The 25555-nt window shown below is 72.1% G+C and carries 19 protein-coding genes; 8 read left to right on the top strand and 11 right to left on the bottom strand.

Features of this window, described 5'->3' with window-relative positions; translation table 11 throughout:
- Positions 1-21 precede the first annotated feature (21 nt).
- On the bottom strand, positions 22-1188 hold the full coding sequence (locus tag AB0C20_RS05490) for an acyl-CoA dehydrogenase family protein (RefSeq protein ID WP_357190500.1): 1167 nt from the start codon (positions 1186-1188) through the stop codon (positions 22-24).
- Positions 1189-1438: 250 nt separating this feature from the next.
- On the opposite strand from AB0C20_RS05490, the gene AB0C20_RS05495 reads away from it, so the two are divergent.
- Positions 1439-2866 carry a UDP-glucose/GDP-mannose dehydrogenase family protein gene (locus tag AB0C20_RS05495; RefSeq protein ID WP_238683194.1) on the top strand — a complete coding sequence of 476 codons (1428 nt, stop codon included), beginning with the start codon at positions 1439-1441 and terminating at the stop codon, positions 2864-2866.
- A gap of 151 nt (positions 2867-3017) precedes the next feature.
- On the top strand, positions 3018-7913 hold the full coding sequence (locus AB0C20_RS05500) for a permease (RefSeq protein ID WP_357567442.1): 4896 nt from the start codon (positions 3018-3020) through the stop codon (positions 7911-7913).
- Positions 7914-8084: 171 nt separating this feature from the next.
- On the opposite strand, the gene purE is transcribed toward AB0C20_RS05500, so the two are convergent.
- The 6 genes from purE to mca form a co-directional block, all read right to left on the bottom strand.
- Positions 8085-8576, bottom strand: a complete 492-nt coding sequence (gene purE / locus AB0C20_RS05505) for a 5-(carboxyamino)imidazole ribonucleotide mutase (RefSeq protein WP_238666648.1) — start codon at positions 8574-8576, stop codon at positions 8085-8087.
- A 32-nt stretch (positions 8577-8608) separates the two neighbouring features.
- A complete protein-coding gene (locus tag AB0C20_RS05510) occupies positions 8609-9784 on the bottom strand; it encodes a 5-(carboxyamino)imidazole ribonucleotide synthase (RefSeq protein WP_357567443.1) in 1176 nt (391 codons plus the stop codon).
- 121 nt (positions 9785-9905) lie between these two features.
- On the bottom strand, positions 9906-11942 hold the full coding sequence (locus AB0C20_RS05515; RefSeq protein WP_357567444.1) for a thioredoxin domain-containing protein: 2037 nt from the start codon (positions 11940-11942) through the stop codon (positions 9906-9908).
- A 52-nt stretch (positions 11943-11994) separates the two neighbouring features.
- The gene (locus AB0C20_RS05520; protein WP_357567445.1) at positions 11995-14526 is read right to left on the bottom strand and encodes a bifunctional diguanylate cyclase/phosphodiesterase; all 2532 of its coding nucleotides are present in this window, start codon (positions 14524-14526) and stop codon (positions 11995-11997) included.
- 179 nt (positions 14527-14705) lie between these two features.
- Positions 14706-14999 (bottom strand): hypothetical protein, encoded by a 294-nt coding sequence (locus AB0C20_RS05525; RefSeq protein ID WP_091394183.1) that lies wholly within the window; start codon positions 14997-14999, stop codon positions 14706-14708.
- A 48-nt stretch (positions 15000-15047) separates the two neighbouring features.
- Entirely contained in the window at positions 15048-15929 is an 882-nt protein-coding gene (mca, locus tag AB0C20_RS05530; protein ID WP_357190489.1) for a mycothiol conjugate amidase Mca, read from the bottom strand.
- 203 nt (positions 15930-16132) lie between these two features.
- Here mca and AB0C20_RS05535 point away from each other — a divergent pair, with 203 nt between their 5' ends.
- On the top strand, positions 16133-16573 hold the full coding sequence (locus tag AB0C20_RS05535) for a DUF4307 domain-containing protein (RefSeq protein ID WP_112601904.1): 441 nt from the start codon (positions 16133-16135) through the stop codon (positions 16571-16573).
- Between the two features lie 156 nt (positions 16574-16729).
- The gene (gene greA / locus AB0C20_RS05540; protein WP_091394193.1) at positions 16730-17227 is read left to right on the top strand and encodes a transcription elongation factor GreA; all 498 of its coding nucleotides are present in this window, start codon (positions 16730-16732) and stop codon (positions 17225-17227) included.
- Between the two features lie 96 nt (positions 17228-17323).
- Here greA and ilvA read toward each other — a convergent pair whose 3' ends face one another.
- The 4 genes from ilvA to AB0C20_RS05560 form a co-directional block, all read right to left on the bottom strand.
- Positions 17324-18544: a threonine ammonia-lyase gene (gene ilvA / locus AB0C20_RS05545; RefSeq protein WP_357190487.1), complete on the bottom strand. Its 1221-nt coding sequence runs from the start codon at positions 18542-18544 to the stop codon at positions 17324-17326.
- Positions 18545-18618: 74 nt separating this feature from the next.
- Positions 18619-20028 (bottom strand): amidase family protein, encoded by a 1410-nt coding sequence (locus tag AB0C20_RS05550; RefSeq protein ID WP_112733108.1) that lies wholly within the window; start codon positions 20026-20028, stop codon positions 18619-18621.
- Positions 20029-20041: 13 nt separating this feature from the next.
- Positions 20042-21184, bottom strand: coding sequence for a cystathionine gamma-synthase (locus AB0C20_RS05555; RefSeq protein WP_091394199.1), 1143 nt, complete (start codon positions 21182-21184; stop codon positions 20042-20044).
- A gap of 100 nt (positions 21185-21284) precedes the next feature.
- Positions 21285-22334: a hypothetical protein gene (locus tag AB0C20_RS05560; protein ID WP_357567446.1), complete on the bottom strand. Its 1050-nt coding sequence runs from the start codon at positions 22332-22334 to the stop codon at positions 21285-21287.
- A 141-nt stretch (positions 22335-22475) separates the two neighbouring features.
- Here AB0C20_RS05560 and AB0C20_RS05565 point away from each other — a divergent pair, with 141 nt between their 5' ends.
- From AB0C20_RS05565 to AB0C20_RS05580, 4 genes are all read left to right on the top strand, one after another.
- Positions 22476-22925: an HIT family protein gene (locus tag AB0C20_RS05565; RefSeq protein WP_357190482.1), complete on the top strand. Its 450-nt coding sequence runs from the start codon at positions 22476-22478 to the stop codon at positions 22923-22925.
- A 46-nt stretch (positions 22926-22971) separates the two neighbouring features.
- Positions 22972-23634 (top strand): peptide-methionine (S)-S-oxide reductase MsrA, encoded by a 663-nt coding sequence (gene msrA, locus AB0C20_RS05570; RefSeq protein WP_091394206.1) that lies wholly within the window; start codon positions 22972-22974, stop codon positions 23632-23634.
- 367 nt (positions 23635-24001) lie between these two features.
- Complete coding sequence (locus tag AB0C20_RS05575) at positions 24002-24931, top strand: ribonuclease Z (RefSeq protein WP_357567447.1); 930 nt, start codon at positions 24002-24004, stop codon at positions 24929-24931.
- On the top strand, positions 24928-25437 hold the full coding sequence (locus AB0C20_RS05580; protein WP_357567448.1) for a GNAT family N-acetyltransferase: 510 nt from the start codon (positions 24928-24930) through the stop codon (positions 25435-25437). The genes AB0C20_RS05575 and AB0C20_RS05580 overlap by 4 nt, the downstream gene beginning before the upstream one ends.
- Positions 25438-25555 lie beyond the last annotated feature (118 nt).

Here is a 25555-nt window from a genome sequence, read left to right on the forward strand (position 1 = left end):
CCGGAGCGCCGGAAACCCGTCCTAGACGTCGGCCAGCAACTGCCGCGCCATGACGATCCGCTGCACCTGGTTGGTGCCCTCGTAGATCTGAGTGATCTTGGCGTCCCGCATCATCCGCTCGACCGGGTAGTCCCGCGTGTAGCCGTAGCCACCGAGCAACTGCACCGCGTCGGTGGTGATCTCCATGGCCGCGTCGGAGGCGAAGCACTTCGCCGCCGCCCCGAAGTAGGTGAGATCCGCGTCGCCCCGCTCCGACTTGCCGGCGGCCGCGTACGTGAGCTGCCGGGCCGCCTCGAGCTTCATGCCCATGTCGGCCAGCATGAACTGGATCCCCTGGAACTCGGCGACGGCCTTGCCGAACTGCCGGCGCTCGGCCACGTACCCCTTCGCGTAGTCGAGCGCGCCCTGCGCGATCCCGACGGCCTGCGCGGCGATGGTGACCCGGGTGTGGTCCAGGGTCTTCATCGCTGTCGCGAAGCCGGTGCCCTCCGCGCCGATCATCCGGTCGGCCGGGATCCGCACGTTGTCGAGGTAGACCTCGCGGGTGGGCGAGCCCTTGATGCCGAGCTTCTTCTCGGGCGCGCCGAAGCTCACCCCCGCATCGGACTTCTCGACCACGAACGCCGAGATGCCCCGGGACCGGGCGGACGGGTCGGTGACGGCGAAGACGGTGTAGAACTCGGACACCCCGGCGTTGGTGATCCAGCGCTTCACACCGGTGAGCACCCAGTGATCCCCGTCACGTACCGCCCTGGTGGTCATGGACGCCGCGTCGCTGCCCGCCTCCGGCTCGGAGAGGCAGTACGAGAACATCGCGTCACCGGCCGCGACCGGCGTCAGGTAACGAGTCTTGAGATCGGCGGAACCGGACAACAACAGCGGCATGGTGCCGAGTTTGTTCACCGCCGGGATCAGCGAGGAGGACGCGCAGGCGCGTGCCACCTCCTCGATCACGATGGCGGTGGCCAGCGCGTCCGCGCCCGCGCCGCCGTACTCCTCGGGGATGTGCGGTGCGTGGAAGTCGGCCGCTCGCAGCGCGTCGTAGGACGCCTTGGGGAACTCCCCGGTCTCGTCGGCCTCCGCGGCGTGCGGAGCCACCTTCGCGGCGCAGACCTCTCGCACGGCTTCCCGGATCGCCTGGTGCTCCTCGGGCAACCGGTAGACGTCGAACGACTCACCTGCGGCCATCTCGGCCCTCCCCTTCACCACTATCATGCGCAGTCTGTGACGACTCCTGACCGCCGACCGCGCAGACTGAAGACTAGCGACTGCAGTTCAGGTGATGTTACCGGCGCGTAGGTATGGGCAGGACGGTGCACCTGACGCGCTCAGCGATGATGGAGATTGAGACAGTGAGCCACCCTCCGGTGCCCCGCCCAGGCGCCGCAGCAGAATGCGACGCGACGACGCGACGCCAGCGCGAGCGGAGAAGACAGGCGTGACGATCCCCTACCCCACCATCCAGCCGACCCCCGCCATCGCCGCGGTGACCCCGCCCTCGGGCGCACCCCGGCCGCGGGTGACGTTCCTAGGGACTGGTTACCTCGGTGCGACGTACGCCATCTGCTACGCCGAACTGGGCTACGAGGTTCTCGGGTTCGACGTCGACGCCGACAAGATCGCAATGCTGAACGCTGGTCAGGTGCCGATCCACGAGCCCGGCCTGGACGAGCTGCTCCGGCGCAATCTCGCCGCCGGCCGCCTCCGGTTCAGCACCGACATCGCCGAGACCGCCGAGTTCGGTGACGTGCACTTCATCTGCGTCGGCACCCCGCAGCGGGCCGACGGCATGGGCGCCGACCTGTCGTACGTCGAGGCGTCGGTCACCAGCCTCGCGCAGCACCTGACCCGCAAGGCGTTGATCGTCGGCAAGTCCACCGTGCCGGTCGGCACCGCCGAGTGGGTCGAGCAGCTCGTCGGCAAGCACACCCCGAACGACCTGGACGTCGAGGTGGCGTGGAGCCCCGAGTTCCTCCAGGAGGGCTTCGCCGTCGACGACGTCCTGCGGCCCAACCGGATCGTCGTCGGCGTCAAGAGCGAGTGGGCCAACGGCATGCTCTACGCCGCGCACAAGGGCGTGTTCGACCTGGCCGCCACGGAGGACCGCGAGGTGCCCCTGGTGGTCACCGACTTCTCCACCGCCGAGCTGGTCAAGGTCGCCGCGAACGCCTTCCTGGCCACCAAGATCTCCTTCATCAACGCGATGGCCGAGGTCTGCGAGGCCTCCGGTGGCGACGTCACCCAGCTCGCCCGCGCGATCGGCTACGACCCGCGGATCGGCAACCGGTTCCTCCAGGCCGGCCTCGGCTTCGGAGGCGCCTGCCTGCCCAAGGACATCCGGGCCTTCCAGGCCCGCGCCCAGGAGCTGGGCGCCGGTGAGGCGCTGCGCTTCCTGCACGAGGTCGACCTGATCAACCTGCGCCGTCGTACCCGGGTGCTTCAGCTCGCCGCGGACCTGCTCGGCCGCCGCTCCGGCCCGGCCGGCCCGGACTTCTCCGGCACCCGGATCGCCGTGCTCGGCGCCACCTTCAAGCCCAACACCGACGACGTCCGCGACGCCCCGGCGCTCGCCGTCGCCGCGCTGCTGCACAAGGCCGGCGCCGACGTGCACGTGTACGACCCGCAGGGCACCGAGAACGCCCGCCGCGCGGTCCCCGAGTTGACCTACGAGAGCAGCATCAACGAGGCGGTCGACGGGGCCGACCTGGTCTGCGTCCTCACCGAGTGGGCCGACTTCCGCAACGCTGATCCGGTCGCCCTCGGCGAGTTGGTCAAGGGTCGCAAGGTCGTCGACGGCCGTAACTGCCTCGACCCGGCACTGTGGGCACAGGCGGGCTGGGAGTACCGGGGCATGGGTCGCCCCTGACCCCACCGACGCACCACCGGCCGGCCATCGCGCATCTCGGTGACCGGCCGGTGTCGTTGTTTGCCCCGGACCCGCCGACAAGAGTCGAAATCCGCGCCAGCTTTGGGCATGCTGCGACAGTGGATGTCCACAGTGCGGGTGGAGGGGTGTCGTGGCGACCTTTCAATGCTCCTCGTGCGGCCGGGAGATCAAGCCGGCCGTCCGATGCCCGCACTGTGGGGCAGATCAACCACAGTGGGTAGAGCACCTGGCCGACATTGAGCGTTCGATCGCGGAGATGAAGGCGCGCGACGCGGCCATCGCCCGCGAGCAGCGGCAGATCGCCGCCAAGATGCAGGCCGCGCTCTTCCAGCGGGACATCCTCGCCCACGCCGGCGAGGAGCGGATCAAGCAGGCGACCCGGCCGCGCCGGGTGCTGCGCCGCCGCCCAAGCCGCCGGCCACCGACGGCCACCATGGGAACGCCGCCCCGGGTGCCCCGCCAGGGCACTCCGCCCGCCCCGGAGGATCCGCCGCCGCCCCCGCCCCGGGCCGCCTGGCTGGACGTGGACGACCCGGAGCACCCGCCGGAGGCGTCCTCGCGCGAGGTGCAGAACATCCCGCTCGGGCTGGGCGCGCTGCTGCTCGGCGTGGCCGCTGTGGTCTTCGCCGCGGTGGCAACCAGCTCGATGGACGCGCTGGCCCGGCTCGGCATCCTGCTCCTGGCCACCGTGCTGATGCTGCTCGCCCCACCGGCACTGGCCCGGCGCGGGCTCACCTCGACCGCCGAGACCATCGCCGCTGTCGGCCTGCTGCTGGTGCCGCTCGCCGGCAACGCCCTCTGGGCGGTGGACCGGATCGGCGCCGGCGGCGGCTCCGGCACTGTCTTCGCCGGGGTGATCTTCGCGGTCACCGCCGCCGTCGCCTTCGGGTACGCCGGTTGGACCGGTCTGCGCGCGCCCCGCTTCGCCACAGTGCTCGCCGCCCAGCCGGTGCTGCCTCTGCTGGCGTACGACCAGATCACCGGGCCGGGCGGCTGGGCCCTGGTGCTGGCAGTGGTCGCCCTCGTCAACCTCGGCCTGGCCCGCTCCGGCGTGACAGTCGAACGCCCCGTGCGGCAGGACCTGCCAACGCCGGGCACCCCGTCCGCGCCCCGCCAACGCGACGCCGAGAGCCGGCCGGAGGGCGACCCGGAGGAGGCCGCGGAGCTGATCGACGCCAGCGGCGGCACCGCCGACCCCCAGCCGACCCGACCGGTACCCGGCCTGCGTGAGCTGACCTGGTCGCTGCACGCCGTGGCGGTCGCCGTCTCGCTGGCGTACGCGGTCACCGCCCTGCTGCGGGCACAGACAGTGCCGACCGCGACCGGCGCCGGGGTGGTGCTGCTGCTGGCCGCCGTGATCGGGCTGGCCGGCGCGCTGGTGCTGCGTCGCCCGCCGCTGCCGGACGTCGCAGCCGGCATCGTCACCCTGGCGGTGATCGGCTCGCTCAGCCGAATCGCCTCGGTGGCACTCCCCGGCCGGGCGCTGCTGCTGATCGCGGCGGTCATCACTGTGACCGGGCTGGCGGTGCGCGCGGTCCCGGAGGCGGCTCGACGGGGCCCGCAGCTCGCCTCCGCGGTGGCGCTGACCGTCAGTGGGCTGGTGGTCGCCGGCGGCGCGCTACGCGCCGGGGTGGCACCGGTCCGGGCCGCACTGCCCGCCTGGAACCCCGACCTCAGCCGGTACCCGGGTGAGTTGGCCGCCGCCGTCGGGCCGACCACCTGGCAGCTCGCTGGCGCCGCGTTCCTGCTCACCATCGCGGCGGTGCTGGCCCTGCCCACCGAGATCCGCCGGGAGTTCGCTGTCGCCGGCGCGGCGCTGACCGCGCTCGCCGTCCCGGCCTCGTTCGGTCTCGGCTGGGCGACAGCACCCTGGCCCATGGTGATCGCCGCGATCGGCATCGGTGTCATCGGGCTGTCCGCCCGCACCGACCGGGCCGCTGTGGCGCACGCCATCGGGGCGGCAGTGGTCGGCCTGTTCGGCGCGGGTGCCAGCCTGGCCAGCCCCACACTCACCGCCGCGGTCCTGATCACAGTGTTCGTGGCCGGCACGCTGGTCACGCTGGCGCCCCGGATTCGGATCGCCTCGGCCGCCTCGGACACGGTCACCGCCTGGGCCGCCGGTGGCGCCGCGTTCGCGCTGCCCGGGGCGGTGGCGGCGTTCGTGGCCGCGACCATGCCGAGCGACCCGACCCCCACCCCGGCGAGCCTGCGCGAGGTGACAGTCCCGATCCTGGCGGCCAGCTTCCTGGCGGTCTGCGTGACCCTGGGCTACGCAGCCGTCGTGCAGGTCTCCCAGCGCCACATCCCCGCGCCGCTGTCGGTCGGCACCGGACTGGGCGCGCTGATGGTCACCGCCGCCGCGTTCGGGGCGCCCGGCGCGACAGTCGCCGACGCCTGGGTGGGTGCGCTTCTGCTGGTCGCGGCGGTGCTGCTCTTCCTGGCCCCCTCCATCGACGCCGGCCGTCGAGCCGACCTCACCCTCGACGGCTCGGACCTGGCCGCCGCGGCGGTCACCACCGCCCTGATCGCCACGCTGGTACGGATCGGGGCGGTGCTCGCCCCGGGCGGGCAGTTGGCGGTGGCCGCCGCCCTGCTCCTGGTGGTCGCCGTGGGTGCCCGCAGCATGCCGGAGGAGTGGCGACGCGGGCCGATCCTCGGCCTCACAGTCGGCGGTGTCCTGATCGGCGTCCTCGCCGGCTGGTCGGCGGTGCGCGGTGGGGTCGGCGTGCTGGCCACCCCCGGCCCGATCTGGAGGGGCGACCTGAGCGACTGGCCGGCCGCCCCCGTGGGCGGTGCCACCTGGCAGGCGCCTGTGGCGCTGGCGCTCCTGGCCCTCGCCGCCGGCATTCTGCTCCCGCCGCCGTGGCGCTGGGACGTTTCCGGCGTGGCGGTGGTGCTCGCCACGATCGGCGCGCCGGCCGCATTCGATCTGGCCTGGTGGTCACCGGTCCTGGTCGGCGGAATGGTCGCCACCGTGTTCGGCATGGCCGCGGTGGCCACCGAGGAGGCCCGCGCCGGGCTGTCCCGGGCCACGGTGGCCGGGGTCGTCGCGCTGCACGCCGCCGGAGCTGGACTGGTCCGCCCGTGGACCACGGCCCTGGCGCTGGGCAGCATCGCGCTGATCGGCGTGGTGGTGGCCTCGCTGGCCCGCGTCCTCGCCGGTCCACAGGTCGCCGACATCGAAACCGAGGGTATGCCGCCGCACCTGGCGCAGATCGGCGGCGCGGCGATCGGTGCCGCCCTGCTGGCCCTTCCCGGTGCGGTGGCGGCACTGTCCGCCGAGTTCGATCATTCGGCGCAGGTGGTGCTGACCGCCGCGCTGGCCGCGACGAGCCTCGGCCTGGCCGCTGTGGCCGCCGTCCGCCGGTTGGTGCCGCAATATCTGCCCTGGGTCAGCGTGGCGGTGGTCGGCGGGGCCACCATCAGCGCCCTCGCCGCCATCCCCACCGGGCTCGCCGCCGGGGTCTACGCGGCCGCCGCCGCCCTGCTCGGCGTGCTGGCCGAGCTGATCCGCGCTGCCACAGTGCCGCCCACCGGCGCGGCCCAGCCGGTCCGGCGCTGGTCGGTGCGACTCGACGGCGCCCTCTGGCGGCTGCCCGACGACCCGGAGCGACGGCGGTGGCGGGTCAACCCGGCAGCGGGCGCGTTGGCCGCGGCGGCGCTGCCGACCGCCCTGGCGCTCGCCTCGATCGCACCCGCGCTGGTCACCGCCCTGGTCGAGCCACACCGCACATTGACCCGGATCTGGCAGGGTCCGCTCCCGGAGTTGCTCACTCCACCGTCGGACGTGGTCAACCCGACTCACGTACTGACGGCGTTGCTGCTCACCGCGACCGCCGCGCTGGCCGCCACCGGGTTCAGCGGTGGGCGACGGTCCCGCGCCGTGCCGGTGGTGCTGCCAGGGGCGGCCGTCACGCTGCTGATCGCGCCCATCGCGCTGGGCCAGGGCTGGCCCGCCAGCACCGTCGCCGCGCTCTCCGTCTTCACCATCGCGATGCTCGGTCTCGCACTGACCCCGCCGCCGGCGCTGGTCGAGCGGGCCCGCTCACTGCGGCTGGCCCGGGTGCTGGTGTTCGCCATTGGTCTGGCCGGTGGCAGCGCCGGGCTCGCCGGCAGCCTGGCCGACCGGCAGATGACCCTGTTCACCCTCGGCAGCGCGGTCGGGGTGGGCGCGGTGGCGGCGCTGTTCGGCACCACCCAGCGGGCGCGCATCCTCGGCTGGCTCTTCGCCTCACTCATGGCGCAGCTCTTCGTGCTCACCGCCGGCCTGGTCGCCGGACTGGCGGCGGTCTGGTCCGCGTTCGGGGTGCTCGCCGTCGGCGCGGTCCTCCAGGTGCTCGCCGCGACCCTGCCCCGGCTGCGCCGCCCGGAGGCGCAGCGTGAGGCCTCCACAGTGGAGTGGACCGGGCATGCTGCCGCGCTGATCGCGTTGGCCCTCGCCTTCGACTCGCCCCGTCACATCGCCGCACTGCTGGCCGCCTGGGGCGCTGTCCTCGGGGTGGCGGCGACCCGACCCGGTCGCCGGCCGGTGGAACGCCGGATCCTGTTCTGGGCGGTGGTGGTGTGTGAGATCACCGCGTGGTGGATCCTGATGCGAGTCGCCGACGTGGCGTTGCCCGAGGCGTACACGCTGCCGTTCGCCGTGCTGGCCCTCCTCGTCGGAGTCCTGGAGCTGCGCCACCGGCCCGACATGAGCAGTTGGGTGGCGTACGGTCCGGCGCTGGTCGCGGCCTTCGTGCCGACGCTGGCGATCGTGCTGGCCACCGAGTCCAGCACTGTGCGGCAGATGCTGCTGCTGCTCGGCGCGGTCGCGGTGCTGATCTTCGGCTCGTCCAGTCGGCAGCAGGCCCCGGTGATCGTCGGCGCGTCGGTCACCGCGATCACGGCGATCCACGCCCTGTTCAGCCTGGGCCCGTGGCTGGCGCTGATCCCGGTGGGCATCCTGCTGCTGGTGCTCGGTGCGAGCAACGAGCGCCGCCGCCGCGCCCAGGAACGCCTACAGACCGCCCTGCGCGGCATGCGATAAGACGCAGGGTCCCGGCGGCGAGGACGAGTGGGGACGGGTTCGCGTCACCCGCCTCCGTCTCGCGCGATCTTGCACTTTCTGTCGCGGCATAAGGGGTAAAAGCCGCGAAGCACCGACCGAAAGTGCAAGATCGCGGGGGCGGGGGCGGGGGCGGGGGTGGGGTGCGGGGGATTAGTGCAGGGTGGCTTGGAGAGCGGCTTCCTTTGTTGCTACAAGCTTTTCCAGATCCTGCTGGTAGGTCGCCATCTTGGCGCGCAGGCCCTCGTCGGCGGCACCGAGGATCCGTACGGCGAGCAGGCCGGCGTTGCGGGCGTTGCCGATCGACACGGTGGCGACCGGGATCCCGGCCGGCATCTGCACGATGGACAACAGCGAGTCCATGCCGTCGAGGTGCTTCAGCGGCACCGGCACACCGATCACCGGCAGCGGCGTCACCGAGGCGACCATGCCGGGCAGTGCGGCGGCACCCCCCGCCCCCGCGATGATCACCTTGAGGCCCCGGTCGGCGGCGTCGCGCCCGTACTCGATCATCGCGACCGGAGTCCGGTGCGCCGAGATCACGCGCACCTCGTACGCCACGCCGAAGTCGTCCAACACCTCGGCCGCAGCCCGCATGGTCGGCCAGTCCGAGTCGCTGCCCATGATCAAGCCAACCGTGCTCACTGCGGCCCTCTCCTCGTTCCCGAAACCCTTACTCACTCGTGGCCCTCGCGCAGCCACCGCACGGCCCGCGCGGCCCGCGCGCGCAGGTCGTCCAGGTCGTCACCGAGCACCGTGACGTGGCCGATCTTGCGGCCAGGTCGCACCTGCTTGCCGTACAGGTGCACCTTGGCACCCGGCTCGGCGGCGAAGAGGTGGTGCAACCGCTCGTCGATCGACATCCCGCCCGGCTCACCGCCGAGCACGTTCGCCGACACCACCACCGGGGCGGTCAGCGCTGTGTCACCCATCGGGTAGTCCAGCACGGCCCGCAGGTGCTGCTCGAACTGTGAGGTCCGGGCACCCTCGATGGTCCAGTGCCCGGAGTTGTGCGGACGCATCGCCAGCTCGTTGACCACGATCGCGGGCCGACCGGCGTCGTCGCGCACCTCGAACAACTCCACGGCCAGCAGGCCGATCACACCGAGCGCTTTGGCCAGGTCGATGGCGAGCTGCTGAGCGGCGACCGCCAGCTCCTCGTCCAGGCCGGGCGCCGGGGCCAGCACCTCCACGTTGATGCCGTCGCGCTGCACGGTCTCGACCACCGGGTACGCGGCCACCTGACCGAACGGCGAACGGGCCACCTGCACTGCCAACTCCCGCCGCAGCGGCACCCGCTCCTCGACGATCAGCCGGGTGCCACCAGCGAGCAGCGTGGTCGCCAACTCGGTGGCCTGGGCGGCGTCGTCGACCATCCAGACGCCCCGGCCGTCGTACCCACCCCGGGCCGCCTTGAGCACCACCGGCCAGCCGACCTGCTCGCCGAAGCCGACGAGATCAGCGGGCTCCCCGACCGGACGCCAGGCCGGGTTGGGCGCACCCAGCTCGGTCAGGCGTTCCCGCATGACCTGCTTGTCCTGGGCGTGCAGCAACGCGTCCGCCGGCGGGTAGAGGGGCACCCCTTCCGCCGCCAACGTGCGGATGTGCTCGGAGGGCACGTGCTCGTGGTCGAAGGTGACGACGTCGCAGCCCTTGGCGAAGGTGCGCAGCGCGGCAAGGTCGGTGTGGTCGCCGTACTGGACGTCGGCGGCGACCAGTGCCGCGCCGTCGTCGGGGGCGGTCGCGAGCACACGCAGTGACTGGCCGAGGGCGATCGCGGCCTGGTGGGTCATCCGGGCCAACTGGCCGCCACCCACCATGCCGACAACTGGCAGACCGGTACGGGAATCCATAGCGCGGCCAGCCTATCCGGGCCGCCGACGGGCTCACCGGGAGGGCCGGCGACCCGCCTCCGAAGCGCTGGCGGGACCACCCGGCGGGCCGCGCGGGCGACTACCGGGCGTGGCGGTGCGCTCAGCCCAGCTCGGCTACCAGCTCCTCGACCGAGGTGACCGGCCGCTGGCAGACGAAACCCCGGCAGACGTACGCGGCGGAGCGTCCCTCGACCAGCGGACGGTCGGCGAGCAGCGGCACACCCGGCTGGTCCGGACGCCCGGCGACGACCACCGCTCCGGGCGGCGCGTGCCGGCGGGCGGCGGCCACCAGGGGGTCGCCGTCCGGGTCGTCGGTGACCACGGCGATCTCGTACGGCCCGGAGAGCAACGCCTCGCCGACAGTGGCCGCGTACCCGGTGAACCGGGGGTGCTTGCCGACGATCGGCGCGACGGTGCCGAGGGCCGCTTCGGCGGCCTCCCGGTAGCGCGTCTCCCCGGTCAGCGCCGAGTACGCCACCAGCCCGGCGATCAACGCCGACCGGCCGGACGGGGTGGCGTTGTCGGTCGGGTCGGCCGGCCGGGCGACCAGCCGCTCCGCGTCGTCGGCGGTGTCGTAGAAGGCGCCACCGGGCGCGGGGAAGTGCGCCAGGGCGGTGTCCAGCAACTCGCCGGCCCGTGTGAGCCAGCGGCCCTCGCCGGTGAGCTGGTGCATCGCGCAGAAGGCCTCGGCCACGCAGCCGTAGTCCTCCAGGACACCGGCGGGCTCGCCGACCTTGCCGTCCCGGGAGACCCGGCGCAGCCGGCCGTCCACCAGGTGCACGCTTGCCAGGTGCTCGGCGGCCTGGCGCATCGCCCCGTCGGCGACGATGGTGACACCGTCCATCAGGTTGGCGTCCTCGTCCTTCGGGGACGCGTACACGGCGGCGACCTGCTGGAACTCGGCAATGGCGGTGATCGCCAGACCGTTCCAGGCGGCCACCACCTTGTCGTCGAGGGCCGGCTGGGGGCGGGTGTCCCGGGCGGCGAGCAGTCGCCCGACCACCTGCTGCCAGCGGGCACGCACCTCGGGCGCGGCATCGTCCACGTCCCGGGCGAGCTTGAGCACGCTCATGCCGTGTTCAAAGGTGCCTTCTTCCGTGACGGTGAACAGGTCGGCGGCGAACCGGCCGTCCTCCTCGCCCAACGCCTCCACGAGTTGGGCGGGCGTCCAGGCGTAGGTGAGCCCTTCGACGCCCTCGGTGTCGGCGTCCAGCGCGGACGCGAACCCCTGCCCCGGCCGGTGCAGCTCGTCGGCGAGGAAGCGGGCGGTGTCCCGGGCCACCCGGCGGGCCAGCGGGTCACCGGTGAGTCGCCACAGCTGGGTGTAGACCCGCAGCAGCAGCGCGTTGTCGTAGAGCATCTTCTCGAAGTGCGGCACCGTCCAGTGCGCGTCCACCGAATAGCGGGCGAAGCCGCCCGCCAGCTGGTCGTAGATGCCGCCCCGGGCCATCGCCTCGGCGGTGTGCCGGGTGATCTCCAGGCTGCCCGGGTCGCCGGTGCGCTGGTGGTGGCGCAGCAGGAAGAGCAGGTTCATGTGCGGCGGAAACTTCGGGGCGCCACCGAATCCGCCGTTGGTGGCGTCGTACTCGCTGGCCAGCTTTGCGGCCGCCGCGTCGAGCAGCGGGGCGTCCAGCGGCGCGGTGGGGCCGCCCACTGCCTGCGCGCCGCCGATCGCCTCGACCACGGCTGCGCCCTGGCCCAGCACCGCCTCGCGCTGCTCGCGCCAGGCGGTGGCGACCGACTGGAGCAACTGGACGAAGTTGGGACGCGGGAAGTAGGTGCCGCAGAAGAACGGGGTGCCGTCCGGGGTGGCGAAGACCGTCATCGGCCAACCGCCCTGGCCGGTCATTGCCTGGGTGGCGGTCATGTAGACCGCGTCCACGTCCGGGCGCTCCTCACGATCCACCTTGATCGACACGAAGTTGTCATTCAGCAGGGCGCCGACCTGCTCGTTCTCGAACGACTCGTGCGCCATGACGTGGCACCAGTGGCAGGCCGCGTAACCCACCGAGATGAGCACCGGTACGTCCCGCCGCGCCGCCTCGGTGAACGCCTCGGCGGACCAGGGCCACCAGTCGACCGGATTGTCCTTGTGCTGGAGCAGGTACGGGCTGGTGGCGTCGACGAGTCGGTTCACCTGACGACCATAGCCAGCCCGGGAGCGGACCGCGCGGGCTCCACCCGGACGGTCAGGATGCGCCGTCGGCGCGGAGCCGGAACACGTTCGACTCCGCCGAGTCGCGCAGCGACCCCAGCACCGCGCCGATCTTGTCCGCCGGCATGGGCTTGAAGAAGTGGTAGCCCTGCGCGGAGGTGCAGCCCAACTCGGCCAGGGCCATTCGCTGCTCGGCGGTCTCCACCCCTTCGGCGACCACCCGCAGCCCCAACTCGTGAGCGAGGCCGACTGTCGTCCGGACGATCGCGGCGGCCTCCGGCGAGTCGGCCATCCGGATGACGAAGGAACGGTCCACCTTCAACTCGTCCACAGCGATCCGGGTGAGGAAGGTCAGCGACGAGAAGCCGGTGCCGAAGTCGTCGACGGCGAGTTGCACGCCCATCGACCGGAGCGTCGCCAGCACCTCGTCGATGACCTCCAGCTCGCTCATCACCACCGTCTCGGTGATCTCCAGAACGAGCCGGTGCGGCGGCACCTGGTGGCGGCGCAACGCCTCGGCGATCTCCGCCGGTAACCGGGGGTCGAGCAGGCTGCGCGCCGAGAGGTTGACCGAGATCGGAACGTCCAACCCCTCCCGGGCCCAACTGGCGGCCACGCTGAGCGCCTTGTTCAGCACGTAGCGGGTGAAGGTGCCGAGCTGCTCGCTGTTTTCCACCGGCCTGATGAAGTCGGCCGGGTTCAGCCACCCACGCCGGGGGTGCTGCCAACGGATCAGCGCCTCCACGCCAGTGGGAGCACCCGTGGCCAGGTCGACCGCCGGCTGCAACGCCAGTACCAGCTGGTCGTCGACCTTCAACGCCTCACGCAGCTCGGCCAGCAGGGCGAGCTGGTCGGTGCTGGCCGCGTCGCGTGAGCCGTCGTACGCGGCGACGTTGCCACCACCCTCCTTGGCCTGGTACATCGCGATGTCGGCCCGACGCAGCAGCTCGGTCAGGTCCGCGGTGCCCGCGGCGGCCACCACCACCCCGACCGAGACCTCGATGGACATCCGTACGCCGGCCACCTCGGTCGGTGCGGCCAGCCGTTCGGCGATCTCACGGGCCTGACGCAACGCGTGGGCCATCGGGGCGGCCCGGTCGCCGAGCACCGGCACCGCCGTGAGCAGGAGGGCGAACTCGTCGCCACCGAGTCGACCGAGCAGGTCACCGGCGCGGACCAGCGAGTTGAGTCGGTTCGCGGTCAGTCGCAGCAACTGGTCACCCGCCGCGTGGCCGAGGGTGTCGTTGACTTCCTTGAACTGGTTGATGTCCAGCAGCAGCAGCGCCACCGGGTGGTCGTGGCTGAGCTGTCGCAGCGACTGGTCGCCCTTGCTCAACATCGCCGCCCGGTTGGCGAGCCCGGTGAGTGGGTCGTGCACCGCCTCGTACGACGAACGGGCGGTCACCAGCCGCAGCTCGTGGTGGGTCGCGGCGTCGTGCAGCGCGGCGGCGAGGGCATCGCCGAACGCGGCCACCGCGTCACGTTCCCGGGCCGTGGGCGGGGCCGAGCGGGGGAACCGCACCCGCAGCCGACCGACCGGCGTGGCACCGACCGACAGCGCCCGGCTCAGCTCGTGCTTGTCCGGCTCCGACTGATCTGGCGGGCCGGTCTCCCGGTCGACCAGCTGACCGCCGGCGTCGCCTCGGTAGAGGTGCCACCGGCCGTCGGCCCGGGCCACGTCGACGTCCACCAGCTCGGCGTTGAACAGCGTCAGCGCCCCGGTGACCGCCGCACTGGCCACGCCCCGCTCGTCGAGCTGGTTGAGGGCCGCGGTGGCCTCGGCGAAGGCACGCCAGGTGCGGCGCTCCTGATCGGAGCGCAACCGGTAACGGTAGGTCTGCTGCAACAGCCACAGCAGCGGCGGCAGCAACAGCAACCAGCGCGGGTCGAGTTCCAGCAGGGCGACCACCACGAGGCCGACCGCAACGTTGCCGACGAACATCAGCAGCTTGCCGCGCAGCGCGGCGAGCAGCGGCGGCCCGATCGGCAGCCCGTGCCGCAGGCCCAGCGTCACGCCGCCCAGCCAGGCGGTCACCAGGAGGTACGTCACCGAGCCGGCGATCACGGCCAGCGCCAGGATCGGGGTTGGCGGCGAGAGCAGCGGCCGCCCGAGCGCGGTGGTCACGGAGACGGCCAGTGCCGAGGCGGCGGCCAGCGACGCGGCGATCCGGACGATCTCCAGGGCCGGGCGGCGGTCGTTGTGCAGTGACAGCAACGTCCAGGCCAGGCCGGTGCCGAGCAGCGTGGCGGACGGGAGCCAGCCGGCGGGAGTCAGGTAGAGGCAGACGATCAGGGCCGCCTCGCCCCAGGTGATGCTGACCATGCCCGCGGCCGAGCGGAACCGCAGCCGGGCGAACTGGGCGAGGGCCAGGACGGCGACGGCGATGCCGAAGCGGGCCGGACCGCCGAGGGGGTCGTCGGCCGGCAGCCGGACCGGGAGGGTCAACCCGACAGCGGCGGCGGCCAGGGCGGTCAGCGTGACGGCGGCGGTGAGCACGAGCAGCCGGCCCGGTGTGCCACGCACCCCGAGCCGATCGAACGGGTCGTCGGCCGGATCGGAGGTCATCGACCTCCCCCGTCAGCCGACCGACCGACGTCGCGGTGGGCGGCCGGTGCTGTGCTGGTCATCGGCGCCCCCTCCCGCACACGGCTCGGGGACTTTTGGTCCCCCCGGCGGAAGGCTAAGCCAAACCGGGTGGCCGCAACAGGGGGCGACCACCCGGTTCGGCGTGATTCACGTGCGGACTACCCGTTCAGGTGCTGCTGGTGCCCGTTGGGAGCGGGCGTGGATGAATCACGCCCCCCGGTCCCGTCTGTCGGATCGACGACTGCCGCATCGGCCCTGGTCGGGTCGGTCGGACCGGACTGCTGGGGGAAACGGTCCGGCAGGCGGCGCAGCCGGGCGTTCATGTTGCGGATCAGCAGGATGGTCGCGGTGGCCAGCAGCAGGATGAGGAAGAGGCCCATCGGCCCGGCCAGACCACCCGTGCGGGTGTCCCCGAAGTTGTTCTCCGCGAGCACCTGGGCAGCGGTCAGCATGGCGTTCCTCCGATGTGCGGTTGGTAACCAGGGTAGCCCCGCCGGGAATCAGCGCGCGTGCGCCGTCTCCCGCACCCCGGCGAAGAGATCGGACTCGGGCAGCGGGCTGTCGACCATCGAGCGGGCCAGCTCGTAATCCTCGGTCGGCCAGGCGCGCTTCTGGAGCTCCATCGGCACGTGGAACCAGAAGCCGTCGGGGTCGACCTGGGTGGCGTGGGCGCGCAGCGCGTCATCGCGGACCGGGAAGTATTCGGCGCACTCGACGCGGGTGGTGATCCGCGGGCCCTTGTCGGGGCGGTCCTCCCACCGCTTGAGCCACTCCTCGTAGGGCGACTCCAGGCCGGCGGACAGCATGCCCTCGTGCAGGGCCATGATCTTGCCCTTGGAGAAACCGATGTCGTAGTAGAGCTTCAGCGGCTGCCAGGGCGCGCCCAGCTCCGGGTAGCGCTCCGGGTCGCCAGCGGCCTCGAACGCGGCCACGCTCACCTTGTGGCACATGATGTGGTCCGGGTGCGGGTAGCCACCCTCCTCGTCGTACGTGGTCACCACGTGCGGGCGGAACTCGCGCATCAGCCGCACCAGCGGGCCCGCAGCAACCTCGACGTCCTGGAGGGCGAAACAGCCCTCGGGCAGCGGCGGCAGCGGATCACCCTCGGGTAGACCCGAGTCGACGAAGCCCAGCCATGCCTGGTCGACGCCGAGGATCGCCCGCGCGGCGTCCATCTCGGCACGCCGGATCTCGCCGATGTTGGCCCACACGTCGGGTCGGTCGAGCTTGGGGTTGAGCACGCTCCCGCGCTCGCCACCGGTGCACGTCACGACCAGGACGTCCACCCCCTGAGCGACATATTTCGCCGTCGTCGCCGCGCCCTTGCTCGACTCGTCGTCCGGGTGCGCGTGCACGGCCATGAGACGCAGTTGCTCTGCCAACTTCGGCGCTCCTCGTCTGTGCCGGACGGTGGACCCGACCGGGCTCGACCGGCTGACCTGCCGGGATCTTTCCTCACCGCACCCTGTCACCGGCCACCAGCGCCGGGCATGACCTGCCATTCCTGCCGCTGGACCGGGTGGGAGGATGGGGCTCTGTCATTCTTGCCGATGCCGCCGACAACAACGCCAGGAGATACCCGCCGGTGACCGAGACGCACGCCACAATTTCACCAGGCGCGCCGGTATTCCCGGCCGGTCGCTACGGCCGCCGTCGGGCACCGGGCGGAAAGCGCCGCCGTACGCTGCTGGCCGCGCTGGCGCTGTTGGCCCTCGTCGCGACGCTGACAGTGATCTCGGTCCGGCTCTACCGCCAGTACGGCGACCCGGTCTACGACGCCCAGGTGATCACGTACACCGACATCACGGACAAGCAGGTGCTTGTCGACTTTCGGGTGACAGTCCCGCCCGGTGGATCGGCGGTCTGCGTGCTGCGCGCCCGGGACCGTGCCGGTGCCGAGGTCGGCCGCGAACAGGTCACAGTGACCGCCGATCCCGGGGATCGGCACGTCACGACCCAGCACCGCCTGGCGACCACCGCACGGCCGTTCATCGGTGAGGTCCTGCGCTGCCGACCACCGTCCTGAGCTGCTCGAACAGCATCAAAAGCGGGGCTTACGGGGCGCCTACCGCCGGTGTGGGACCCGGACACCGGCGGTGATGGCCGACACGCTGTGTCGTACCGCACTGGTAACTTGGTAGTTCACCTGTCAGCCAGCCACGCACAACTGAGGAGAACGCCTGTGTCCACTGGCAACGAGGCGCCCGCCACCTGGCTGTCGCAGGACGCGTACGACCGCCTCCAGGCCGAGCTCGACGAGCACATCGCCAACCGTCCAGCGATCGCAGCCGAGATCAACGCTCGGCGCGAGGAGGGCGACCTGCGGGAGAACGGCGGCTACCACGCCGCCCGCGAGGAGCAGGGCAAGGCCGAGGGTCGCATCCGCTACCTGCAGGAGCTGCTGCGCACCGCGAAGGTCGGCGAGGCCCCGACCGCCGACGCGGTGTCGCCCGGCATGGTGGTGACGATCTACTTCGACGACGACACCAACGACACCGAGACCTTCCTGCTCGGTTCCCGGGAGATCGCGGCCACCACCGACCTGACCGTCTACAGCCCCGAGTCCGCGCTGGGCAAGGCGATCCTGGGCGGTCGCGCCGGGCAGACCTGCACCTACACGGCGCCGAGCGGCGCCGACATCAAGGTGACAGTGGTCAGCTTCGAGCCGTTCTCCGGCTGACCGTCGCCGGTAGCGCCACCCGCTGCCGGCCGGCTCGACCGACGCCGGCACCCGCTGTCGAAACACCGCGCATCCGAGGCGTGGCACCCACCGGTGTCACGCCTCGGCCGCGAAGACCACCTGGTAGCCGCTGGCCCGTAGGGCGCTGATCAGGGTGTCCGAGTGCTCGACGCCCCGGGTCTCCACCGACAGCGCCACCTCCACCTCGCCGAGGCTGAGGTGCGGGTTGGCCCGCTGGTGCTCCACGTCCACCACGTTGGCCCGGTGCTCGGCGATCTGGGTGAGCAGCGACGCGAGCTGCCCCGGCCGGTCCGAACAGCGCACGGTCACCCGCAGGTAGCGCCCCGCGGCGGCCAACCCGTGCTCGATCACCCGCAACATCAGCAGCGGATCGATGTTGCCGCCGGAGAGCACCGCTACCACCGGTGTCTCCACCTCGACCACGCCGGCCAGCAGCGCTGCCACACCGACCGCACCGGCCGGCTCGACCACCTGCTTGCCCCGCTCCAGCAGCATCAGCAGGGCCCGGGAGATGTCCTCCTCGGAGACCGTGACGATCTCGTCGACCAGCTTGCGCACGTGGTTGAAGGTGATCTCGCCCGGCCGGCCGACAGCGATGCCGTCGGCGATGGTGGAGAAGATGGGCAGCCGGACCGGTTCCCCGGCCACCAGTGAGGGCGGGAACGCCGCCGCCCCGGCCGCCTGCACGCCGATGATCCGGACGTCCGGGCGCAACGCCTTCGCGGCCACCGCCATGCCCGAGATCAGACCGCCGCCACCCACCCCGGTGATGATCGTCTTCACGTCCGGGCACTGTTCGAGGATCTCCAGCGCCACGGTGCCCTGCCCGGCGATCACATCGGGATGGTCGAACGGGTGGATCAGCACCGCGCCGGTGCGCTCGGCGTACGTGTGCGCCGCGACCAGCGACTCGTCGACGGTGTTGCCGGCCAACTCGATTTGCGCGCCGTATCCCTTGGTGGCGGCCACCTTCGGCAGCGGCGCGTTGACCGGCATGAAGACTGTGGCGTGCGTGCCGACCAGACCGGCGGCGAGAGCCACGCCCTGCGCGTGGTTGCCCGCGCTCGCCGCGACCACGCCGCGCTCCCGCTCCGCCGCCGACAACCGGGAGATCCGCACGTACGCGCCCCGCACCTTGTACGAGCCGGCGCGCTGCACGTTCTCGCACTTGAGCCACGTCGGCCCGCCCAGCGCCGCGCTGAGCGGCCGGGAGGGCTCCAGTGGGGTGGTGCGGGTGACGCCAGCGAGCAACTCCCGTGCGGCCCGCACGTCGTCGAGACCGACCAGTTCCGTCATGCCCCGATCGTGCCACCCGACTCCGGAGCCCTCGGCGGCGACACCGCAGTGCCGACAGCGCACACCGTCGACGGTCAGGCGGTGGCCGGCGACTCCGTGCCGACCCGGGGGTAGCCGGGGGCGTGGCGCGTCCACGGGGCGGCCATCTCGAACTGACCGGCCACACCGAGCAGCAGCAGCTCCGAGCCGGGCGGACCGACCAGCTGCACGGCGACCGGCAGGCCGTCCGGGCGGCGGCCGACCGGCACGACGACCGCCGGCAGGCCGGCGATGTTCCAGGGTGCGGCATACGGGGCGTACCGGATGTTGGCCGTCATGTTCGCCCGCCAGGACCGCTCCGACCAGCGGGCCGCCTCCGGTGGCGCGCTGGCCAGCGCCGGGGTGAGCAGCAGGTCGACCGAGTGGTCGGTGAAGAAGTCGACAGACCGTTGCCGCCAGGCGGCTCGGTCCGCCTCCCGCACGTAGCCGCGACGCTGCGCCCACTCGCCCAGCGCGACGTGCCGCCGGGTACGCCGTTGCAGCCCACGCCGGTCCAGACCGGAGGCCCTGACGTCGGTTGCGGCTGCGGCGAACCAGGTGGCGATGCCCTGCAGACCGAGCGCGGTCGGGTAGACCGGATCGGCCGGCACCGTGTCGTGCCCGGCGGCGGCGAGGAGCCGACCGGCGGCGGCGACCGCGTCACGGTTGGGCGCGTCCGGTGCGACACCGCGCACCGGGGAGCGCAGCGAGACACCCACCCGCAGCCGCTGCGGGGGGACCAGCTTCTCGGGACGCCGGCCGGCGAGCACCGAGAAGCCGACCGCCGCATCGGCGACGGTGCTGGTCAACATGCCGTGCTCGGTGAGGCCGAACCAGTCGTCGGCTCCGAGCTGGCAGGGGACCACGCCCCGACCGGGCTTGAGCCCGACGAGTCCGCAGCAGGCCGCGGGAATCCGGATCGAGCCGAGACCATCGTTGGCGTGCGCGATCGGCACCAGCCCGGCGGCGACCGCGGCGGCGGCACCACCCGAGGACCCACCGGGGGTACGCGTGCTGTCCCACGGGTTTCGGGTCACCGCGCTGTCGTCGTCGGTCAGTGCCCACAGCCCCAGCTCCGGCATCCGGGTCACGCCGAGGATCACCGCGCCGGCGCCGCGCAGCCGACGCACCACCTCGTGGTCGGCCTCCGCCACGTCGGTGCGGGCGGCGGCCGACCCGTTCCAGGTGGGCAGGCCGGCGACCGGGGTGTTCTCCTTTACCGCCACCGGAACCCCGGCCAGCGGCAGGTTGGCCAGGTCCTCCTGCTCGTCGACCTTCTCCGCCTCGGTGATCGCCTCACCGCCGCGAACGGCGCGGAACGCGGCCAGCTCACGGTCGGCTCGGGAGATGTACTCGAGGTGGTCGGCGACGACCTGGGTCGCCGAGACGTCACCTCGGCGTACGCCCCGGGCGATCTGCTTGGCGGTCGCTCCGACCCAGGTCGCCATGATGTCCTGCACGGCCATCCTCCCCCAGCGGTCAGCCCAGCGCCTGCTCCAGATCGGCGAGTAGGTCGTCGACCGTCTCGATGCCGACAGACAGTCGCACGAGATCGCCGGGAACTTCAAGCGGCGAGCCGGCAGCACTTGCGTGTGTCATCCGACCCGGGTGCTCGATCAGGGATTCCACACCACCCAGCGACTCGGCGAGCACGAAGAGCTTGGCCCTGTTGCAGATGTCCACGGCGTGGTCCTCACCACCTGCGGCGCGGAACGAGATCATGCCGCCGAACCTGCGCATCTGCTTGGCAGCCACCTCGTGACCGGGGTGCGAGGGCAGCCCCGGATAGAGCACCTGGGCGACCTTGGCGTGACCGTCGAGGTACGCGGCGAGCCGCTCGGCGTTGTCGCAGTGCCGGTCCATGCGTACCCCGAGGGTCTTGATGCCCCGCAGGGTGAGCCAGGCGTCGAACGGGCCGTTGATAGCGCCCATCGCGTTCTGGTGGTAGCGCAACTCCTCGCCGAGCCCGGCGTCGGCGACGACGAGGGCGCCACCGACCACGTCGGAGTGCCCGCCGACGTACTTGGTGGTGGAGTGCACCACCACGTCCGCGCCGAAGGCGATCGGCTGCTGGAGGTACGGCGAGGCGAAGGTGTTGTCCACCACCAGCAGGGCACCCGCGTCATGTGCCACGGCGGCCAGGGCGGCGATGTCGGCGATGCCGAGCAGCGGGTTGGTCGGCGTCTCCACCCAGACGATCTTCGTGCGGCCGGGCTGCACGGCTGCCCGGACCGCATCCGGGTCGGAGACCTTGGCCGGGCTGAACTCCAGGCCCCAGCGCTGGGCGACCCGGGCGAAGAGCCGGTACGTGCCGCCGTACGCGTCGTCCGGGATCACCACGTGGTCGCCCGGCTGGCACACGGCCCGCAGCAGGGTGTCCTCCGCCGCCAGGCCGCTGGCGAAGGCGAGCCCCACCGGCCCACCCTCCAACGCCGCCAGGCACTCCTGGAGCGCGTCACGGGTCGGGTTGCCCGAGCGGCTGTACTCGTAGCCGAGACGGGGTGCGCCGACGGCGTCCTGGGCGTACGTGCTGGTCTGGTAGATCGGTGGGATCACCGCGCCGGTCCGGGCCTCGGGGTCCTGACCGGCGTGGATGGCGAGCGTCTCGAAGCCGTGACTCATTCTGGTGAGGCTAGTGCCCCCGTCCCGCAGGCTGGAACGGAACCCGCGCTCCCGGGCGGAGCCGGGCCGGGTGGCCCGGCCCCGCGCCAGGGCGATCCCGTCAGCCGACCGGGACCGGCAGCACGTGCAGCATCGCCGGACGGGCTCCGGTCCAGTCCCAGCTGACCGCGTAGACCCGGGCGCCGTTCGGCGACCAGGCCAACCCTCCGGCGGGGAGTTCGTCACCCAGCTCGTAGCGGGCCAGTTCGGTGCCGTCCAGGGCGAAGATGAAGACGTCCGGGGCGTAGTAGGCGTGGGCCCCGGCGGCGATCATGGTGCCGGTACGCGACAGCTCTACGGCGCGCGGGTACGGGCCGGTGGCGTACGTCGCGCTGGGCGTGGCGATCTCGGCGAACGGGAACGCCTGCACCAGGGGCGGTGAACCGGCGGCCGTGTAGAGGGTGGTGCCGGTCGGGTCGAGGGCGACGTCACGGAGGTTGCTGCCGACCGCGCTGAAGGCGTTGGTCCTCGGTGCGCTCAGTGCGCCCGCAGCACCGATCTCGTACGCGTACACCGACGCGGGGCTCAACCCCGGCTGCCCGACCAGCAGCACCGAGCGGTTCTGGCTGGCGGCAGCGAGCAGCGGAGAGCCGTAGAAGTACTGGCCGACCGCCACCCCCGTGGCCACCCGGGCCGGCTGGCGTCCCAGGTCGATCCGCCCGATGTTGCCGTCCCCCTGGCCACAGCCGTAGCCGAACCACAGGTACCGCCCGGTCAGCGCCAGCGACGACGGGCACTCGCCCGCGCCGGTGTCGTACCGGGCCGACTCGACCAGCGAGCCGGTGTCGAAGGCGGCGATGGCGTTGGCGGTGGGCAGCGCCACGTAGAGGGTCCGCCGGTCGGCGCTGAGCAGCAGGTCGGTGGGGCCGGGTAGGCCCGACAGCGTGCCGACCACGGTGCCGGTCGCGCTGGTCACCACGACATCGGTTGCGGAGCTGCCACCGCTGACGAAGACCCGGTCACCGGCCGACACCACGTCGGCCACAGTGCTCAGCGGCAGTGCGGTGGCGGTCGGCGCGGCGGCCGCCTGGGCGTGGCCCGGGGCCGCGCCGGTGAGCAGCCCGGCGGTCAGCGCCGCCAGCGCCAGGGTCAGGCCTCTTCTGATCTGCAAGCTTGGTCCTTTCGGAGCATCGACGCGCACGCCGATGGCCGGGGTCACCCCGTATTCATCCATTCACGTAGATAAATACCACAGTCGATCCGCGCGTGGGGGGCGGCGTGACCCGCGAGGTCGCCGGCATAGCCTGGCGCGATGAGCGGTTGCGTGTTCTGCGGGATCGTGGCGGGCGAGGTGCCGGCGTTCCGGGTGGCCGACACCCCGGACGGGGTGGCGTTCCTGGACACCCGGCCGGTGTTCAAGGGGCATGTCCTGGTGGTGCCCCGGGTGCACCTGGTGACCCTGGCGGAGTTGCCGGCCGACCTACTGCCCGACTACTTCGCCATGGTTCAGCGGCTGGCGGTGGCGGTGGAGACCGCTCTCGGCGCCGGTGGGACGTTCGTGGCGATGAACAACAAGGTGTCCCAATCGGTGCCTCACCTGCACACCCACGTGGTCCCGCGGACCAAGGGCGACGGGCTGCGGGGCTTCTTCTGGCCACGTACCCGGTACGACGACGACACCGAGGCCCAGACGTACGCGGACCGCATCGCGGCGGCGCTCCCCCGGGGCCTGAGTCACGGTCATGCGGGTAAGGAAGGTTGACCCTCCGGTGTTACACGCTGGGAGAGGTACGAGAGGAGATCCCCACGTGTTTTTGCGCCGTATGAACGCCGATATGGTCTCGCCCGACCAGGCCCTGCCGGGCCGTCAGATCGCTATGCCGGTCGCCGACCGCCACGAGGTGCTGGGCACCCCGTTGAAGGGCCCGTTTCCTGAGGGCCTTCAGGTAGCGGTCTTCGGCATGGGCTGCTTCTGGGGCGCCGAGCGGCTGTTCTGGACGCTGCCCGGCGTCTACACCACCTCCGCCGGCTACGCGGGTGGCATCACCAAGAACCCGACGTACGAGGAGACGTGTTCCGGCCGGACCGGGCACGCCGAGGTCGTCCAGGTGGTGTACGACCCCAGCAAAATCAACTATGAGGATCTGCTGAAGGTCTTCTGGGAGAACCACGACCCGACCCAGGGCATGCGCCAGGGCAACGACGTGGGCACCCAGTACCGCTCGGCCATCTACACGACCACCGACGAGCAGCGGACCATCGCGGAGTCGTCCCGGGACGCGTTCCAGCCGATCGTGACGCGGGCCGGCAAGGGCGAGATCACCACCGAGATCGCCCCGCTCGGCAGCTACTACTTCGCCGAGGACTACCACCAGCAGTACCTGGCGCCGACCAAGAACCCGAATGGTTATTGCAACCACGGCCCGAACGGCCTGAGCTGCCCGGTCGGAGTCGCCCGAGTCGGCGGCTGACCACCGCCACCCGCACAAGTGTGATGTCCGGCCGCCCAGGAGGTGGCCGGGCATTCCCATCTGACCCTGTGATCGAAATCCGTTGCCGAGCCCGACGAGAACTCGATAACGTGGCCGTACACGTGAAAGGAGGTGGTCCAGACTTGTATAGCAATCGGACTCGTGAGGTGGCTGTCAGCTAGCCGCTGTCCTCGACAGTGATCGGCCTGCCGCGAGGCGGGCAAAAAGCACCATCGTCGAGACCGTGTGGCAGCGGTGCGGCGAATCCACGACAGCCACCCGACCCCCGGGGTGCCGGCCAAGTCCAGCCGGCCCGCGCACATGCGCGGAGCGCCCCGGGGGTCGCTCCATATCCGCAGGAGTGGCGATGTCCATGCGCGAGCTGGTGGTGCTGGGGACGGCCAGCCAGGCGCCGACCCGTCAGCGCAACCACAACGGGTACGTGTTGCGCTGGGACGACGAGGTGATCCTCTTCGACCCGGGCGAGGGCAGCCAACGTCAGCTCCTGCACACCACTGTCACCGCCACAGACCTGACCCGGATCTGCGTCACGCACTTCCACGGCGACCACTGCCTCGGCCTGCCCGGCACCATCCAGCGACTCTCCCTGGACCGCGTTGCGCACCCGGTCGCCGTGCACTTCCCCGCCGGCGGCGCCGAATACTTCGCCCGACTGCGGTACGCCACCTCCTTCTACGAGACCGCCGAACTGCGGGTCGAGCCCATCGAGGCCGACGGGCAGCGGGTCGCCCTGCGCTGCGGCACGCTGGAGGCACGCCGGCTCCGGCACCCCATCGAGACGTACGGCTACCGACTGGTCGAGCCGGACGGGCACCGGATGCTGCCGGAGAAGCTGGCCGCGTACGGCGTCGCCGGGCCGGCCGTCGGCGAGCTGATCCGCGTCGGGCACCTGAACCTCGACGGACGCCGCGTCACCCGGGCCGAGGTGAGCGTGGCCCGGCCGGGGCAGCGATTCGCGTTCGTGATGGACACCGGCCTCTGCGACGGGGTGTACGCCCTCGCCGAGCACGCCGACCTGCTGGTCATCGAGTCGACGTTCCTGGAGTCGGAGGCCGCGCTCGCCGCCGAGGTCGGCCACCTGACCGCGGCGCAGGCCGCCCGGGTGGCGACCGAATCCGGGGTACGCCGACTCGTGCTCACCCACTTCTCCCAGCGCTACTCCGATCCCCGCCGGTTCCACGACGAGGCGCGCGAGCACTTCGACGGTGAACTGATCATCGCCGAGGATCTGACCACGGTGCAGCTTCCGCCGCGCCGGGTAGCCTCGGCCGGGTGACCGTCACGCTCCGCCCCGCGACCGAAGGCGACCTGATGGCGGTGGGTGCCCTGCACCAGCGCTCCCGGGTCGCCGCGTACTCAGCCTTCCTGCCGGCCGAGGCGCTGGCCGACCCGACACCGGAGGCGATGGGGCGGTACTGGGTCGAGCGGTGGATCTGGGAGCGGGACACCCACCGGATGACAGTGGCCGAGCGGGCCGGGGCGCTGGTCGGGTTCAGTCACCTGGGCCCGGACGACGAGGACGACCCCGCCACCGGGCTGCTCAACGCGATCCACCTCGACCCTGCCGAGCAGGGCCGCGGCGTCGGTCGCACCCTGATGGTGGACGCCCTGGACGCCATGCGGGCGCAGGGCTGGCGGCGCGCCGTGCTCTGGGTGCTGCGGGACAACAGCCACGCCCGCTCGTTCTACGAGCGCGGCGGCTGGACTCCCACCGGCGACGAACGAGACGAGGCAATCGGATCGGCCCCAACCCCACAACTCCGCTACACCCGCCCCCTCTAACCCCCATCCCACCCCACCCCCCGCACCCCACACCCCACACCCCAAACCCCGCCCTTCCCACCTCGCCGATCTTGCACTTTCTGTCGTGATAAAAGGTGCCGAGACCCCATAAATCGGC

Origin of the sequence: Micromonospora sp. NPDC048843, assembly GCF_040649965.1 — a bacterium.
GTDB classification, from domain to species: Bacteria; Actinomycetota; Actinomycetes; order Mycobacteriales; family Micromonosporaceae; genus Micromonospora; species Micromonospora hortensis.

Coding starts and splice junctions, on each gene's coding strand:
- AB0C20_RS05490 (WP_357190500.1), bottom strand. CDS start 1,188: ATGGCCGCAGGTGAGTCGTTCGACGTCTACCGGTTGCCCGAGGAGCAC.
- AB0C20_RS05510 (WP_357567443.1), bottom strand. CDS start 9,784: ATGGATTCCCGTACCGGTCTGCCAGTTGTCGGCATGGTGGGTGGCGGC.
- AB0C20_RS05520 (WP_357567445.1), bottom strand. CDS start 14,526: ATGACCTCCGATCCGGCCGACGACCCGTTCGATCGGCTCGGGGTGCGT.
- AB0C20_RS05525 (WP_091394183.1), bottom strand. CDS start 14,999: ATGCTGACCGCTGCCCAGGTGCTCGCGGAGAACAACTTCGGGGACACC.
- ilvA (WP_357190487.1), bottom strand. CDS start 18,544: ATGACGGAACTGGTCGGTCTCGACGACGTGCGGGCCGCACGGGAGTTG.
- AB0C20_RS05550 (WP_112733108.1), bottom strand. CDS start 20,028: ATGGCCGTGCAGGACATCATGGCGACCTGGGTCGGAGCGACCGCCAAG.
- AB0C20_RS05555 (WP_091394199.1), bottom strand. CDS start 21,184: ATGAGTCACGGCTTCGAGACGCTCGCCATCCACGCCGGTCAGGACCCC.
- AB0C20_RS05565 (WP_357190482.1), top strand. CDS start 22,476: ATGAGCGGTTGCGTGTTCTGCGGGATCGTGGCGGGCGAGGTGCCGGCG.
- AB0C20_RS05575 (WP_357567447.1), top strand. CDS start 24,002: ATGTCCATGCGCGAGCTGGTGGTGCTGGGGACGGCCAGCCAGGCGCCG.